Source organism: Acidocella sp. C78 (assembly GCF_907164655.1).
In genome coordinates this window covers 1-15031 of the sequence record NZ_CAJQZK010000089.1, presented here as the reverse complement: position 1 = coordinate 15031, position 15031 = coordinate 1, and the positions used below count along the sequence as shown (strand labels likewise).

The following is a 15031-nucleotide window of genomic DNA, read 5'->3' as shown; positions in this document are numbered from 1 at the left end:
ATTCAATTTTAGATGCATTCTGCTTCATCAGCTTTACTCCCGACGGCACGATCCTCGATGCCAACGAACGCTTCCTCGATCTCACCGGCTACAGCCTCGCCGAGCTCTCCGGCAGCCATCACCGCCTGCTCGTCGCCCCGGCCGAGCGTGACAGCGCCGACTATTGCGAATTCTGGCAAGACCTGCGCGCCGGCCGCTTCCGCAGCGGCGAATTCCGCCGCACTGGCAAGGGCGGCACCGATGTCTGGCTCCGCGCCTCCTATGTCCCCGTGCACGACCGCAGGGGCACCGTCACGCAAATCGTCAAGCTCGCGCTCGATGTCACCGCCGAGAAGCAGGCTGCCGCCGCGAATGAAAGCCTGCTCGCCGCCATCGGCCGCGCGCAGTCGGTCATCGCCTTCGCGCCCGATGGCACGATTCTCGACGCCAACGAGAATTTCCTCCGCGTGATGGGCTATGCGCGGGACGAAGTGATCGGCCGCAAACACGCGATGTTCGCCACCCCGGCCTATGCCGCGACCCCGGCCTACGCCACGTTCTGGGACCGGCTGCGCCAGGGTGAATTCGTCACCGGCGATTTCGAGCGCATCGGCAAGGGCGGCCGTCCCGTCTGGTTCCAGGCCACCTACAACCCCGTGCTCGACGCCGCCGGCAGGGTGGTGAAAGTGGTCAAGGTCGCCGTCGATCTCACCGCGAAAATGGCGGATGTCGGCCGCGTCGGCGCGGCCCTCGCGCGCATCGCCCAGGGCGATCTCACCGCCTCGGTCGATCGCGAGCTGATCCCCTCGCTCGACAAGCTGCGCGTCGATGTCAACACTGCCACCATCCGCCTGTCGGAAAGCATCGCCGGCGTGCGCCAGAGCACCGACGAGATCAATCTCGGCGTCAGCGAAATCGCCACCGCCGCCGACGATCTCGCCCGCCGCACCGAGCAGCAGGCGTCGACGCTCGAGGAAACCGCCGCCGTGCTCGACAGTGTGACCACCGGCATCCGCCGCACCGCGGACACCGCCGCCCGCGCCGCCAGGGCGGTCGATGCCACCAGCGAAGCCGCCCGCAAATCCCACGCCGTCGTCGGCGAGGCGGTGGCGGCGATGAACCGGATCGAGGCCTCCTCGCGCGAGATCGACCAGATCATCGGCCTGATCGACGAAGTGGCGTTCCAGACCAACCTGCTGGCGCTGAACGCCGGGGTCGAGGCCGCGCGCGCCGGCGAGGCCGGGCGCGGCTTCGCCGTCGTCGCCACCGAGGTCCGCGCGCTTGCCCACCGTTCGGCGGATGCGGCGAAATCGATCAAGCAGCTCATCGCCCGCTCCTCCGAACAGGTCAACGCCGGTGTCCACCTCGTCGGCGAAACCGGCACCGCGCTCGATACCATCCTGAGCCATGTCACCGACCTGCACGGCCTGGTCGGCGAAATGGCCAGCGCCGCCGCCGAGCAGTCCGGCAGCCTCGCCGAAATCAACACCGCCACCAGCCAGATGAACCAGGCGGTGCAGCAGAACGCCGCGATGGTCGAGCAAACCTCCGCCGCCACCCATTCCCTGCGCGAGGAAATCGGCCGCCTCGCCGGCCGTGTCGCCGACTTCCGCACGGCAGGCCCCGCGCCGCACGCCACGCCCACCGGTCTCGCAGCCCCCTTTGCCTCCAGCCGTCCGGTTCCCAACCCGGCCTACGCCGTGGCGAGATAGAGCACTTTCCGATCCATCCGGATCGGATGTAGTGCTCTATGATAATGATATTCAGAGCATCTTTATCCGATCAGATGACTCTATCTGATCGGATGACGCTCTAACGCCAACCACCAACCCCGGTAACCTCCGGCGGCATCGCGGCCCGCACCGCCGGGCCGCCATCGGCGTGGGGGAAATCCACCACATCCCCCGGCCGCTTGGCGCGCGTCATGAAGGCGGGAGGAATGCAGCCCCGCCTCGCCGCCATCCGCCCCTGCCCAGCGCGGCCGCGGCTGCTACCTCCGCCGACGCGCCCAAATGAAACCGACAAGGCTTCATGTGGGCCGATCTTCACGTTTGAATACAATATGTTGTTTGACGACTCATTTTGTCCAACTGAACAAACGCCATCTGTGAAATCAAAAACAACGGCGCCAGGCTAATGTTTAAAATATTTATTTGAAGTTGTTTTTGAATTATTTTATTTAAATATAGTTAAAAACAATATATTGTATCTCATAAGAGAAATATATATTGATTCACGATGGCGTTACAAATAAATAATGATATGAAATGAAATAGATTATTTCGTTCTGATAATGGGACAATAAGATGCCTTTACAATATTCAATGAGTAAACAGCCTGTCGGTTCCGAAGAGCGATTATTCATATTCATATATTCTGAAAATATTGATATTGAATCTATTAAAAATAACCTTTCCGGATTGAACATAATTTTTAAAATATATTCAAATTCATTTTTTGAAAATGGCGAATTTATGAAGCAAACCGTGGATATGTATATATTATACATGGAATATATAGATATAGATTTACTTTCACGTATTGTTGAAATCAAGAAAATTAACAGCACACCTGTGATTGTCATTTCGAATCATCACGATAGTACGCTTGAAATTTCAGTCCTCAGACTCGGCGCTGATGACTATTGGAGTTCGGTCAATTCAAGGGAAATATTTCAGATAAGAACCGAGAAATTTTTCAGAAATTCCAGTAAAACGCCGCGCAAGACTCAGCTTTCAATGCCGGATATTATTCAAAATAATTCTGGAATTCAGGAAAAGGCATGGAGCAATTACTTTACACCCCATGAATTTATGGCATTGACAACCCTCATCGAGAATCCCGGCGAAATCGTCACGCGTGAGGATCTCTCGCTCCTGGTCAGAGGCCGGGCCCCAAACCACAACAGCACGTCACGCGACAGGTCGGCCGACAACCTGCTGTCCCGGATCCGCGCCAAGCTGAAGCGGCTCGGCGTCTACAGGAACGACATCAAATGCTTCAACGGCATCGGCTATGCATTCATCGGCGACAGGGACGAACTCGTGAACGCGCTCGATGCCCGGTTCGCGGAAAGCAACCCCCGGACACCGGGCAACAACGCCGCGCGCACATGACGGCACACCCCGAAGGGCCGGGCCCGACGCGCCTTTTCATCAATCCTTCCCGCGAGGTCCACAAAGCTGTCATGCACTTCGTCTAGACGAGTCCCGAACTTCAACGGGAGAACATGACCATGGCGACCAGTTTTTCCTCGCTCGACGAGGAGCGCTTCAAGTCGTTCCACTGGCGAGCGATCGTGACAACGGGCCTCGGGGTCTTCTGCGACGGGTACGACCTCTCCTCGATCGGCATCGTCCTGCCGCTGGTGCTCGGCTCCTTCGGCATCGCGAAAATGGGCGGCCTCGAAGCCGCCATGCTCGCCGCCTCCGCCCTGGTGGGGGCCGCGGTCGGTGCGCTGATCTTCGGCCTGCTCGGCCAGAACGGCCGCAAACGCTTCTACGGGCTCGACGTGCTGCTGATGGGCGTCATGGCCGTGGCCCAGGCCTTCGCCCCCGACCTCACCTGGCTGATCGCCATCCGCTTCGTGCTCGGCATCGGCATCGGCGCCGACTACGTTCTCTCGCCCACCATCATGGCCGAACACGCCAACCGCGCCGATCGCGGCCGCTCCATCGGCGTCGGCTTCGCGGTGATGTGGCCGCTCGGCGCCTTCGTCGCCGGCCTGCTCAACCTGCTGCTCGCCGGGCTCGGCGTCTCGCACGACCTGCAATGGCGCCTCGTTCTCGCCGCCGGCGCAATCCCCGCCTTCTCGGTGCTCTATCTCCGCCGCGCGATGCCCGAAACCGCCCGCTACCTCGCCCGCCTCGCCGCCGACCCCGGGGCTGCGGTCGATGTCATCCGCCAGATCAGCGGGCAGACCGTCCGCGCCCCGCGGCCGACAGCCGCCCCTTCGGCCAGGTCTTCGCCGCCCATGCGCGGGTAATCCTCTCCGCCGCCCTGCTCTGGCTGGTGTTCGACATCGTGATCTATTCCGGCATCCTGTTCGGCCCCTCGCTGATCGCCAAGAGTCTCGGCATGGGACCGATCGAGTTCAGCCTGGTGATGCAGGCGGCCTTCGGCATCCCGAGCGCGCTGTTCTACGCCTTCCGCGTGCTCGACCGGGTGGGCCGCAAGCCCTTGCAGGTCTGGGGCTTCGTCGGCGCCGCGGCGATGCTGGTGCTCTTCGCCGTGCTCAAGCAGAACCTCGCCTCGCTGCCACTGCTCGGCCTGATCGTCTACGGGCTCTACACGGTCGCGATCAACGGTCCGGCAACGGTGAGCGGCGCCGGCATTCTCGGCGTCGAACTCAGCCCCACCAGGGTGCGCACCTTCGGCCAGGCGATCACCGTCATCGGCGGGCGCACCGGCGCGTCGATCAGCGCCTTCCTGTTCCCGCTGCTGTTCACCCGCCTCGGCGAAGTCGGCGTGATCGCCCTGCTCGCGATCGTCGCCCTCCTCGGCGCGGTGCTCACCCGGCTGCTGGTGCCGGAAACCGCCGGCGTCTCCCTCGAAGAGATCAACAACGACGATCTCGACGCGGTCGCCCACCCGCAAACCGCCTGACCCATCGGGGCGCGCCGGACATCCCCCGGCGCGCCTTTTCCAAAGCCTCAAATTCGTATAGACATCTATATCATGAACGCGCCCTCGCCAGCTCGCCCCGCCTGGCTCGGCCTCCTCGCCCGCGCCCCGCGCGGCGCGATCGAGCCGCTGCTCGCCGAAGCTCCCGCCCTGCCCGGCTTCATCCGGCTGCGTGGCCCGGAAATCGGCATGTCGATGGTGCGCGGCCGCGCCGGCGGCGGTGGCGCCGCCTTCAATCTCGGCGAAATGACGATCGCCCGCTGCTCGATCCGCGATGAGGACGGGTTCGTCGGCCACGGCTACGTCGCCGGGCGCGACGGCGCGCTGGCCGAGCTGATCGCCCGGCTCGACGCCGCGCTGCAAAATGCGGCGCGCCACGCATCGCTGCACGCGGCGGTGCTCGCGCCGCTCGCCGCGGCCGAGGCGACGCGCCGCGCGGCGGACGAAGCCAGGGCCGCCGGTACCGAAGTCCGCTTCTTCACCCTCGCGACGATGCGATGAGGCCCCGATGACCTCCCTCACCCCCGGCTTCGCCTCGCCGCTCGACGCCCAGGCCTGTTTCCGCGCCCTGCTCACCGCGTTCGGCGATCCCGGCCGCGCCGTCACCCTGGCCGATGGCCTCGCCCCGCCCGCCGGCCTGTCGAGCGCGGCGGCGGCGGTGCTGCTGACACTGGCCGACGCAACCACGCCGCTCGCCGCCGACCTGCCGGCGCCCGCACTGCACTGGCTCGGCTTTCACACCGGCGCCCCCTTCACCACGCCGGAGACGGCCGAATTCTGCCTCGCCGGCAGCGCGCCGCCGCTCTCCAGCCTCCGCCAGGGCAGCGAAACCGCGCCGGAACACGGAGCGACTCTCATTCTCGACCTGCCGGATCTCGTCTCCGGGCGGCGCTGCCGCCTCAGCGGCCCGGGACTCGCCGCCCCGCGCGAGACGACCCTGCCGCTGCCCGCATCCTTCCTCGCCGACTGGGCCGAACAGCGCCGGCAGGTGCCGCGCGGCGTCGATGTGCTGCTCTGCGCCGGGCGCCGGCTGCTCGCCCTGCCGCGCAGCCTCGCCATCGAGCCCGCCTGAGATGTATGTCGCGGTCAAGGGCGGCGAACAGGCGATCGACGCCGCCCATCGCTGGATGGCGGAAGAGCGGCGCGGCGATCCGGCGCTGCCGGAAATCACCCCGGCGCAAATTTCTGAACAGCTCGGCCGCGCGGTCGACCGGGTGATGGCGGAGGGCGCGCTCTACGACCGAGCGCTCGCCGCGCGGGCGATCCGCCAGGCCCAGGGCGACCTGATCGAGGCCGCGTTCCTGCTGCGGGCCTACCGCGCGACACTGCCGCGCCTCGTCGATTCCGAGCCGGTCGATACCGGGGCGATGCGGGCGAAGCGGCGGATTTCGGCGGTCTTCAAGGATCTCCCCGGCGGCCAGCGGCTCGGCCCGACAATGGACTACACCCACCGCCTGCTCGACCCCGATGCCACCGGCCCCGCAGCACCCGAACCCGCGCCACCCGAACCCCCGCCAGGCGAACCCGCGCCAGCCGAACCGCCCTCGCCCGCCGCCCTGCCACGGGTCATGGCGATGCTCGGCGCCGATGCGCTGATCGAGCCGGATGGCGATCCCGCGCCGGCGGCGGCCGATCTGACCACCGCGCCACTCGGCTTTCCCGCCCCGCGCCCCTTGCGGCTCCAGGCGCTGGCGCGCGGCGACGAAGGCTTCCTGCTCGCGCTCGGCTATTCCACCCAGCGCGGCTACGGCAACAACCACCCTTCGTCGGCGAGCTGCGGGTGGGCGAAGTCGCGGTCAGCCTCGTCCCGCCCGAACTCGGCTTCGCGATCGAGATCGGCGAGATCACGCTCACCGAATGCGAAATGGTCAACCAGTTCGCCGGCAGCCGCAACGTGCCGGCGCAGTTCACCCGCGGCTACGGGCTCTGTTTCGGCCATGCCGACCGCAAGGCGATCGCGATGGCGCTGGTCGACCGGGCGATGCGCGCCGGCGAGCTGGGCGAGGACGTCACCGCCCCGGCGCAGCAGGTCGAATTCGTGCTGTCGCATTGCGACAATATCGAGGCGACCGGCTTCGTCGAGCATCTCAAGCTGCCGCACCACGTCGATTTCCAGAGCGAGCTGGAAACCATCCGCGCCCTGCGCGCCGCCGCGGGAGACGACGATGCAACTTTATAACTTCGCCTATCTCGACGAACACACCAAGCGGATGATCCGCCGCGCCATCCTCAAGGCGGTGGCGATTCCGGGCCACCAGATCCCCTTCGCCAGCCGCGAGATGCCGCTGCCCTATGGCTGGGGCACCGGCGGCATCCAGGTCACCGCCGCGATCCTCGGCCCCGACGACGTGCTGAAGGTGATCGACCAGGGGGCGGACGACACCACCAACGCCGTCTCGATCCGCCGCTTCTTCGCCCGCACCAGCTCCATCCGCACGACCACGCGCACGCCGGAGGCCTCGGTGATCCAGACCCGCCACCGGATTCCCGAAACCGCGCTGCGCGCCGGGCAGATCATCGTCTATCAGGTGCCGATCCCCGAGCCGCTCTACCGCCTCACCCCCTCGCGCGCCGACGCGGCGCGGATGCACGCGCTGGCCGATTACGGCGCCATGCATGTGCGGCTCTACGAGGATATCGCGCGGCACGGCCGGGTTGCGCTGGCCTACGACTATCCGGTGATGGTCAATGGCCGCTACCTGATGTCGCCCTCGCCGATCCCCGCCTACGACAATCCGAAACTGCACATGAACCCCGCCCTGCAACTCTTCGGCGCCGGGCGCGAGAAGCGGCTCTACGCCCTGCCGCCCTACACCGAAGTCCGCCCGCTCGATTTCGAGGACCATCCGTTCGACCCGCATCGCGCCGATGCTGCCTGCGCTCTCTGCGGCGCGGCGGACACCTATCTCGACGAGCTGATCGCCGATGACACCGGCCGGCGCCGCTTCATCTGCTCGGATACCGACAGCTGCGACTCCCGCCGCGAGGAGACCGGCGCATGACGCTGATGGCGGCGGAGCGCGTCACAAGGCGCTTCGGCGCGGTGGCGGCGCTGGAGGATGTCTCCCTCGCGATCGGCCGGCGCGAGATCGTCGCCATCGTCGGCGAGAGCGGCTCGGGCAAGTCCACCCTGCTCAACGTCATGAGCGGGCGGCTCGCGCCGGATGCGGGCCGCGTCATGTACGACAGCGGCGCCGGCCTCGCGCCGATCGCCGCCGGCGGCGAGGCCGCGCTGCTCGACCTGCAACGCCGCCGCTGGGGCTTCGTGGCGCAGGAGCCGCGCCTTGCCCTGCGCATGAACGTCTCGGCAGGCGGGAATATCGGCGAGCGGCTGATGGTCGCCGGGGCGCGCAACTACGGCGCCATCCGCGCCGCCGCCGCGCGCTGGCTCGAAACCGTCGAGATCGATCCCGCCCGGATCGACGAACTGCCGCGCGGCTTCTCCGGCGGCATGCTCCAGCGCCTGCAGATCGCCGCCACCCTCGTCACCGAACCCGAGCTGGTGTTCATGGACGAGCCGACCGGCGGGCTCGACGTCTCGGTGCAGGCCCGCATTCTCGATCTCGTGCGCGGGCTGGTGCGCCGGCTCGGCGTCGCCGTGCTGCTCGTCACCCACGATATCGGCGTCGCCCGGCTGCTGGCCGACCGCATCGTGGTGATGCGCCAGGGCCGCATCGTCGAAACCGGCCTCGCCGACCAGGTGCTGGACGATCCGCAGCACGAATACACCCAGCTCCTCGTCGCCTCGGTGCTGCCGGCATGATCGCGCTCGAGGCCAGCGGCATCGCCAAGAGCTTCGTGCTGCACCTCCAGCGCGGCGTCCGCCTCGGCGTGCTGCGCGATGCCGGGCTCACCCTGCGCGCCGGCGAATGCGTCGCCCTCACCGGCCCCTCCGGCGCGGGAAAATCGACGCTGCTGCGCGCCCTCTACGGCAATTACCGGGCCGATGCCGGCTCGATCCGGGTGCGCCATCGCGGCGCCATGGTCGAGCTGGCCGGCGCCGCCGCCGAACGGGTGATCGAGATCCGCCGCGAGACGATCGGCCATGTCTCGCAGTTCCTCCGCGCCATGCCCCGGGTTCCCGCGCGCGACATCGTCGCCGCCCCCCTGCTCGAACGCGGAATGGACGAGGCGGCGGCGCGGGCGCGGGCCGAGGCGATGCTCGATGCCCTCGGCATTCCAAAGGCCCTGCACACCCTGCCGCCGGTCACCTTCTCCGGCGGCGAGCAGCAGCGGGTCAATCTCGCCCGCGGCTTCGCCGGCGACTGGCCGATCCTGCTGCTCGACGAGCCGACCGCCTCGCTCGATGCCGCCAATCGTGACCGCGTGATCGCGCTGCTGCGCGCGGCCAGGTCTCGCGGCGCGGCGCTGCTCGGGATATTCCATGACCCGCTCGTGCGCGACGCGATCGCCGATGCCGAGCTGCGCCTCGAACCGCTGAAGGAACAAGCATGACCCGCCTCGGCAATGCCCGCCTCGTCCTCGACAACGAGATCCGCCCGGGCGGCGTCGTCTTCGCCGGCGGCCTGATCGGCGACATCGGCGAGATCGGCCCGGGCGGCGATGGCCTCGATCTGGAGGGCGATTACCTGATCCCCGGCATCATCGACCTGCACACCGACAATCTCGAACGCCAGACCCAGCCGCGCGCCAATGCCCGCTGGCCCTCCCGCTCCGCCCTCGTCGCGCACGACGCGCAATGCATCGCCGCCGGCATCACCACCGTGTTCGACGCGCTCTGCCTCGGCGATATCGGCTTCGGCAAGGCGCGCAACCAGACCTTCGAGGACGCGGTGATCGACATCGCGGCGCTGCGCCGGCAGGGCGCGCTGCGCGCCGAGCATTTCCTGCACCTGCGCTGCGAGCTGCCGGCCGAGGAAATGCCCGAGATGCTCGCCCGCGCGATCGAGGACACCCATGTCCGCCTGGTCTCGCTGATGGACCACACGCCCGGGCTCAGCGGCCAGTATGGCGATCTCGTCCGCTACCGCGAGATGCGCCGCGCCGAGGGGCTGGCGCCGGCCGAGGTCGAAACCGTGATCGCCGAGTTGCAGGGCAACCACCACGCCTTCCACGCCGCCAACCGCGCGCTGGTGATCGCCGCGGCGCGGGCCCGCTTCATTCCCCTCGCCTCGCATGACGACGCGACCGAGACGGAAATCGCCCGCAACGCGGCCGAAGGCATCGGCATCACCGAATTCCCGGTCTCGCTGCAAGCGGCACGGGCGGCGCGGGCGCGGGGCATGCGCAGCATCGCCGGGGCGCCGAACCTCGTGCGCGGCGGGTCGCATTCGGGCAATGTCGCGGTGATCGACCTGGTGCGCGAGAACCTGCTCGACGCGCTCGCCTCGGACTATGTGCCGGGCGCGATGCTGGAAGCCGCCTTCATCGCCGCCGCCGAGGGCGCGATCGCGCTGCCGGCGGCGATCGGCCTGATCACCTCCGGCCCCGCGGCGATCGCGGGTCTGGCCGATCGCGGCCGCATCGCCCCCGGCCTCAGGGCCGATCTCGTGCAGGTGCGGCTGCATGAGGGCCTGCCGGTGGTGCGCGCGGTCTGGCGCGGCGGGGTGCGCGTTGGCTGAACCGCACCGCGCCGCGATCTACTACGCCCCGGCGGCGGACGATCCGCTCTGGGCGCTCGGCTGCGCCTGGCTCGGCCGCGACCCGGAGCGGGAGACCGCGCTCGATCAGCCCGCGGTGCCGCGCCTCGCCGCCGTCACCGGCGCGCCCCGGCGCTACGGCTTCCACGCGACGCTGAAACCGCCAATGGCGCTCGCCGCCGGGCTCGATGCCTTCCTCGCCGATGCCGCGTCCCTCGCGGCATCGCTGCGCAGCTTCGACCTGCCGCCGCTCGCCATCGCCGATCTCGACGGGTTTCTCGCCCTCACCCTCGCCGCCCCCTGCCCGCCACTGCACGACCTCGCCGATCGCTGCGTCGCGGCGCTCGACCATCACCGCCGCCCCGAGAGTGCCGAGGCGCAGGCCCGCCGCGCCGCCGGGCGCAGCGCGGAAGAGCGCGAGAACATCGCCCGCTGGGGCTACCCGCTGGTGTTCGGCGCGTTCCGCTTCCACATGACGCTGAGCGAACGGCCGCACGCCGCCGCGCTCGCCGCGGTGGCGGGCGCGCATTTCGCCGGCAGCCTCGCCGTCCCGCGGCGCGTCGCCTCGATCGCGGTGTTCACCGAGGCCGCGCCGGGCGCGCCGATGCGCCTGCTCCGCCGCCTGCCCTTCGGCGGATGACCGCGATGCCCGGCTGCCTCGTGCTGATCGTCGGCCCCTCTGGCGCCGGCAAGGACACGGTGATGCGCGCCGCGCGCGACGCCCTGGCCGGCAGCCCCGGCTTCCTGTTCCCCCGTCGGATCATCACCCGCCCGGCGGACGCCACCGAGGATCACCTGCCGGCCACACCGGCCGAATTCGCCGCGCACGCCTTCGCGCTCAGATGGCAGGCGCACGGGCTGAGCTACGGCATTCCCGCCACGATCGTGCCGGCCCTCGGCGAAGGCGGCGTGGTGGTGGCGAACGTCTCCCGCGCCGTGGTGGCCGAGGCGCGGCGGCGCTTCCGTTGCCATGTCGTCGAGATCACCGCATCGGCTCCGGTGCTGGCGGCCCGCCTCGCCGGGCGCGGCCGCGAGGCGCCCGCCGCCATCGCCGCCCGCCTCGCCCGCGCCGCCGCCGCATCCGGCGCCGATGAAACCATCGTCAACGAAACCACGCCCGAAGCCGCCGGCGCCCGCCTCGCCGCGATCCTGCGCCGCTGCGCGTCCCGCGGCGCCTGACGCCGGTCGCTCAGCTGTCGAACACGAGTTGCACGCGCGCGGCCGGATAGCGCGCGATCCCGTATTCCACCGGCCGCCCCGCTGCGATATTGAGCGATTCGGTGGCCAGCAGCGGCGCGGTCCGCGCCATCCGCAGCAGCCCGGCCTCGCGCGCATCGGGCAGGCGGGCGCTCACCCGCGTCCATGTCCGCGTATAGTCGGCGACGCCGATGGAGGCGAGCGAAGCGGTGACCGACCCATGCGCCCGCAGCGCCGCCAGCAGCCCGGCGACGCGGTCCGCCGGGAAGATGTGGCGCGAGAGCGAAACCGCCAGCGCATCGGCGGTGCCGACGCGCTCGAATACGATCACGCGCGCCCCGGCCTCGATCTCCAGCGCCGCGGCCACGGCGGCGGCCTCGCCCTCCAGCGCCGCAAGCTCGACATCCTCAAGCCGCAGGATACGCCCGAGCGGCGTGCGGCGATGGCCGCGCACCCATTCGGAAAAGCGCGGCCGCTGGCCGATCCGGTAGTCCAGCACCGCATCGGCGGCGAAGGAGCCGCGGCCGTGCTCGGTGCGGATCAGCCCGGCATTGGCCAGTTCCAGCAGGGCGCGGCGGATGGTGTGGCGGTTCACCCCGAAGCGCGCGGCGAGCAGGGTTTCGGTGGGCAGGCGCGGATCGTCCCGATAGGTGCCGGCCGCGATCTCGCCGGCCAGCGCCTCGGCGATCTGGCTCCACAGCGCCTTGCCGGGCTTGCGTTCGATTGTCATGCCCCGTCAATGCCGCAAAATCCCGCGCCTGTCGCCGCCGCCGCCGCCGCGCAGGCCGCGAAATTCATCGGCCTGACACGCCGCGGGGTTTGCGCGGCGGCGTCTTTCCGGCGCATCGTGATGCACGTCATCGCGGAAAGCCTCATCGTCATGGACCCATCGCGCCCGAAACTCGCCGAAACCGTGATCGACCCCGGGGCGCGCCTGCGCGAGGCGACGGTGGGGCGGCGCTGCGAGGTGCTGCACGGCGCGCGCATCGAATATGCGACGATCGGCGACTATTCCTATCTCGGCGAATATTGCGAGGTGGCGGACGCGACGATCGGCCGCTTCGCCGCCATCGCCAACGCGGTGCGGATCGGCGCGCCGAACCACCCGATGGGCCGGCCGAGCCAGCACCGCTTCACCTATGTCCCCGAATATTACGAGCCGGGGCAACGGCGGGATGCGGATTTCTTCGCCGCCCGGCGCGGCGCGCGCGTGACGATCGGCCACGATGTCTGGATCGGCCATGGCGCCATCGTGCTGCCGGGGGTGAATGTCGGCGATGGCGCGGTGATCGCCGCCGGTGCTGTGGTCAGCCGCGACGTCGAGCCCTATGTCGTCGTCGGCGGCGTGCCGGCGCGGCCGATCCGCGAGCGTTTCCCGCGCGACATCGCCGCCCGGCTGCGCGCCATCGCCTGGTGGAACTGGCCGGACGAGGTGCTGTTCGCCCGCATCGAGGCGTTCCGCGACGAGAATATCGCGGCGTTCTGCGACCGCTTCGGCTGAGCCGCCCCCTCGGCGCGCATGGTGCCTTACACGGGGCCGGTCACGTAGAGATATGCCGAGATGCTGAGCAGCGAGAGCACGGTCGAGGCGAGGATCACGCTGGAGGTCATCGTCGCCTCGCGCCGGTAATACTCGGCCAGCATGAACGGGCCGGTGCCCGTCGGCAGCGCCGCCAGCAAGGTCGCGGTATGCGCGAGCGGCAGCGGCAACTCGAACACGAAGCTCGCCAGCGCCCAGGTCAGCGCCGGCTGCACCACCAGCTTGCAGCCGACCAGCGCGCAGGCGGGGCCGATCTCCAGCATCCCCTCGCGGGTTTCGGCGAGGAACAGGCCGAGTGCGACCAGCGCGCAGGGCGAGGCCGCCGCGCCCAGCAGCTTCAGGAACGACTCCATCGCCGCCGGAATCCCGACCCCGCTCAGCGGCACCAGCGCGCCGAGCAGCGGGGCGACCAGCAGCGGGTTGCGCGCCAGCGACCGGGCGATGGTCCGGGCCACCCGCCCCGCCCCGCGCTCGGTCTGCAACCCGATCTCGATCAGCACGATCGCGGCACCGAACAGCACGCACACGGTCACGATCGTCGCAACCAGTGTGGGCCCCAGCGCCCCGCGCCCGATGGCGACCACCACCAGCGGAAACCCGATGAAGCCGACATTCGCATAGCCGGCGTTCAGCCCGTCGATCGCCGCATCGGCGAGATGCGGCGCGCGGCGCAGCCGCACCAGCACGGTCAGCCCGAACACCGCGATGCAGCCGATGGCGAACACGGCGATGAAGCCGGGCTGCCAGATCTGCGACCATTTTGCATGGGCGATGATGTCGAACAGCAGCGCCGGCAGCGCGAGATAGACCACGAAGCGATTCAGCTCCGAGGTCGCGCCCGGGCCGAGCACGCCAAGGCGCCGCGCCAGCCAGCCGGCAAGGATCAGCGCGAAAACCGGAGTCACGATGGTGAGGATCGACAGCATGGCCGCGCGTGTAGACAGGCGGATCGATGCTGTCTAATGCCTTTTGATACCCCGATTGATGCAAAAAAGGTATCATGCCGGATCTCCGCCAGCTTCGCGCCTTCGTCACCCTCGCCGAAACGCTGCATTTCGGCCGCGCCGCCGCACGGCTGCACCTCTCGCAGCCGCCGCTGAGCCGGCAGATCATGGCGCTGGAGGCGGCGCTCGGCGTGCGGCTGGTGGAGCGGCATTCCCGCCAGGTCAGCCTCACCCCTGCCGGCCAGCGCTTCCTCGCCGATGCGCGCGAGGTGCTCGCCCGCTTCGAGCGGGCCTGCCGCGACGCCCGCCGCGCCGGCGCCGGCGAGATCGGCGAACTCGCGCTCGGCTTCATGATGCACGCGGCGCAAACCATCGTCCCGAGCCTCGCCCGCCGGTTCATGGATGCGTTTCCCGCCGCCAGCCTGCGCCTGCGCGAGGTGATGCCGAACGCGTTGGTCGATGAATTGTCGGACGGGCGGCTCGATCTCGGCATCATGTTTCCACCGCCGCCGGTGCGCGGCCTCGTCTTCCGCCAAGTCTACCGCGAGCATCTCTGTATCGTGCTGTCCAACGCCCATCCGCTCGCGCTGGACAGCGCGCAACCGCCCGCCCGCGATCCGGTGGTGCGCCGCGCCGACCTCGCCGGCCAGCCGCTGATCCTCGCCCCGGCGGAAACCGCGCCGGCGCTGCGCGGCGCGATCGAGACCTATTGCCGCGAGGGCGGCTTCGCGCCCACGATCCGCGTCGAGACGCAGCTGCAAATGACCATCGTCAGCCTCGCCGCCGAGGGACTCGGCATCGGCATCGTCCCGGCCTCGATGCGAAGGCTCAACCCCGCCGGCGTCTGCTTTCGCGCGCTGGAAGACGCGCCGGCGGTCGACCACGTCCTCGCCTGGCGGCAGGACAACGACAACCCGGTGCTGCGCCGCTTCCTCGGCATGATCGAGACCGGGGCGGCGGCATAGGGCGGCGTCCGATCAGATGGACTCATCCGATCGGACCAAGATGCTCTGTTTATCAATATCGTAGAGCACGATATCCGATCCGGATGGATCGGAAAGTGCTCTAAGCCGGTCAGCCGGCGGCGAAATGCGCGGCGAGCTGCTCGTTGACCAGCGCCGCCGCCTCCATGTGCGGCATGTGGCCAA

Annotated in this window: 16 protein-coding genes and 1 pseudogene; 15 read left to right on the top strand and 2 right to left on the bottom strand. The window is 68.9% G+C overall.

The window, feature by feature from the left end:
* Positions 1–5: 5 nt before the first annotated feature.
* The 13 genes and pseudogenes from ACIDOCELLA78_RS93615 (at position 6) to phnN (ending at position 11381) form a co-directional block, all read left to right on the top strand.
* Positions 6–1691 (top strand): methyl-accepting chemotaxis protein, encoded by a 1686-nt coding sequence (locus ACIDOCELLA78_RS93615; protein ID WP_249676443.1) that lies wholly within the window; start codon positions 6–8, stop codon positions 1689–1691.
* A 762-nt stretch (positions 1692–2453) separates the two neighbouring features.
* Entirely contained in the window at positions 2454–3095 is a 642-nt protein-coding gene (locus ACIDOCELLA78_RS93610; protein WP_201729438.1) for a winged helix-turn-helix domain-containing protein, read from the top strand.
* 113 nt (positions 3096–3208) lie between these two features.
* Positions 3209–3964 carry an MFS transporter gene (locus tag ACIDOCELLA78_RS93605; protein WP_283770860.1) on the top strand — a complete coding sequence of 252 codons (756 nt, stop codon included), beginning with the start codon at positions 3209–3211 and terminating at the stop codon, positions 3962–3964.
* Positions 3965–3990: 26 nt separating this feature from the next.
* Positions 3991–4584, top strand: coding sequence for an MFS transporter (locus ACIDOCELLA78_RS93600; protein ID WP_283770859.1), 594 nt, complete (start codon positions 3991–3993; stop codon positions 4582–4584).
* A 72-nt stretch (positions 4585–4656) separates the two neighbouring features.
* On the top strand, positions 4657–5103 hold the full coding sequence (gene phnG / locus ACIDOCELLA78_RS93595; RefSeq protein WP_201729437.1) for a phosphonate C-P lyase system protein PhnG: 447 nt from the start codon (positions 4657–4659) through the stop codon (positions 5101–5103).
* A 7-nt stretch (positions 5104–5110) separates the two neighbouring features.
* A complete protein-coding gene (gene phnH, locus ACIDOCELLA78_RS93590) occupies positions 5111–5674 on the top strand; it encodes a phosphonate C-P lyase system protein PhnH (RefSeq protein WP_201729436.1) in 564 nt (187 codons plus the stop codon).
* Between the two features lies 1 nt (position 5675).
* Positions 5676–6781, top strand: a pseudogene (locus tag ACIDOCELLA78_RS93585) (carbon-phosphorus lyase complex subunit PhnI).
* Positions 6768–7604, top strand: coding sequence for an alpha-D-ribose 1-methylphosphonate 5-phosphate C-P-lyase PhnJ (locus ACIDOCELLA78_RS93580; protein ID WP_201729435.1), 837 nt, complete (start codon positions 6768–6770; stop codon positions 7602–7604). Before ACIDOCELLA78_RS93585 ends, ACIDOCELLA78_RS93580 begins: the two are co-directional and overlap by 14 nt.
* Positions 7601–8365, top strand: coding sequence for an ATP-binding cassette domain-containing protein (locus tag ACIDOCELLA78_RS93575; RefSeq protein WP_201729434.1), 765 nt, complete (start codon positions 7601–7603; stop codon positions 8363–8365). Before ACIDOCELLA78_RS93580 ends, ACIDOCELLA78_RS93575 begins: the two co-directional genes overlap by 4 nt.
* A complete protein-coding gene (gene phnL, locus ACIDOCELLA78_RS93570) occupies positions 8362–9057 on the top strand; it encodes a phosphonate C-P lyase system protein PhnL (RefSeq protein ID WP_201729433.1) in 696 nt (231 codons plus the stop codon). Before ACIDOCELLA78_RS93575 ends, phnL begins: the two co-directional genes overlap by 4 nt.
* The gene (locus ACIDOCELLA78_RS93565; protein WP_201729432.1) at positions 9054–10184 is read left to right on the top strand and encodes an alpha-D-ribose 1-methylphosphonate 5-triphosphate diphosphatase; all 1131 of its coding nucleotides are present in this window, start codon (positions 9054–9056) and stop codon (positions 10182–10184) included. The genes phnL and ACIDOCELLA78_RS93565 overlap by 4 nt, the downstream gene beginning before the upstream one ends.
* On the top strand, positions 10177–10842 hold the full coding sequence (locus tag ACIDOCELLA78_RS93560) for a DUF1045 domain-containing protein (RefSeq protein WP_201729431.1): 666 nt from the start codon (positions 10177–10179) through the stop codon (positions 10840–10842). The genes ACIDOCELLA78_RS93565 and ACIDOCELLA78_RS93560 overlap by 8 nt, the downstream gene beginning before the upstream one ends.
* A complete protein-coding gene (gene phnN / locus ACIDOCELLA78_RS93555) occupies positions 10839–11381 on the top strand; it encodes a phosphonate metabolism protein/1,5-bisphosphokinase (PRPP-forming) PhnN (RefSeq protein ID WP_307850940.1) in 543 nt (180 codons plus the stop codon). The genes ACIDOCELLA78_RS93560 and phnN overlap by 4 nt, the downstream gene beginning before the upstream one ends.
* A gap of 10 nt (positions 11382–11391) precedes the next feature.
* Here phnN and phnF read toward each other — a convergent pair whose 3' ends face one another.
* Positions 11392–12129: a phosphonate metabolism transcriptional regulator PhnF gene (gene phnF, locus ACIDOCELLA78_RS93550; RefSeq protein ID WP_201729430.1), complete on the bottom strand. Its 738-nt coding sequence runs from the start codon at positions 12127–12129 to the stop codon at positions 11392–11394.
* A 9-nt stretch (positions 12130–12138) separates the two neighbouring features.
* On the opposite strand from phnF, the gene ACIDOCELLA78_RS93545 reads away from it, so the two are divergent.
* Positions 12139–12900, top strand: a complete 762-nt coding sequence (locus tag ACIDOCELLA78_RS93545; protein ID WP_283770858.1) for a DapH/DapD/GlmU-related protein — start codon at positions 12139–12141, stop codon at positions 12898–12900.
* A gap of 26 nt (positions 12901–12926) precedes the next feature.
* Here ACIDOCELLA78_RS93545 and ACIDOCELLA78_RS93540 read toward each other — a convergent pair whose 3' ends face one another.
* The gene (locus tag ACIDOCELLA78_RS93540) at positions 12927–13865 is read right to left on the bottom strand and encodes an AEC family transporter (protein WP_201729429.1); all 939 of its coding nucleotides are present in this window, start codon (positions 13863–13865) and stop codon (positions 12927–12929) included.
* Positions 13866–13939: 74 nt separating this feature from the next.
* On the opposite strand from ACIDOCELLA78_RS93540, the gene ACIDOCELLA78_RS93535 reads away from it, so the two are divergent.
* A complete protein-coding gene (locus ACIDOCELLA78_RS93535; RefSeq protein WP_201729428.1) occupies positions 13940–14848 on the top strand; it encodes a LysR family transcriptional regulator in 909 nt (302 codons plus the stop codon).
* Positions 14849–15031 lie beyond the last annotated feature (183 nt).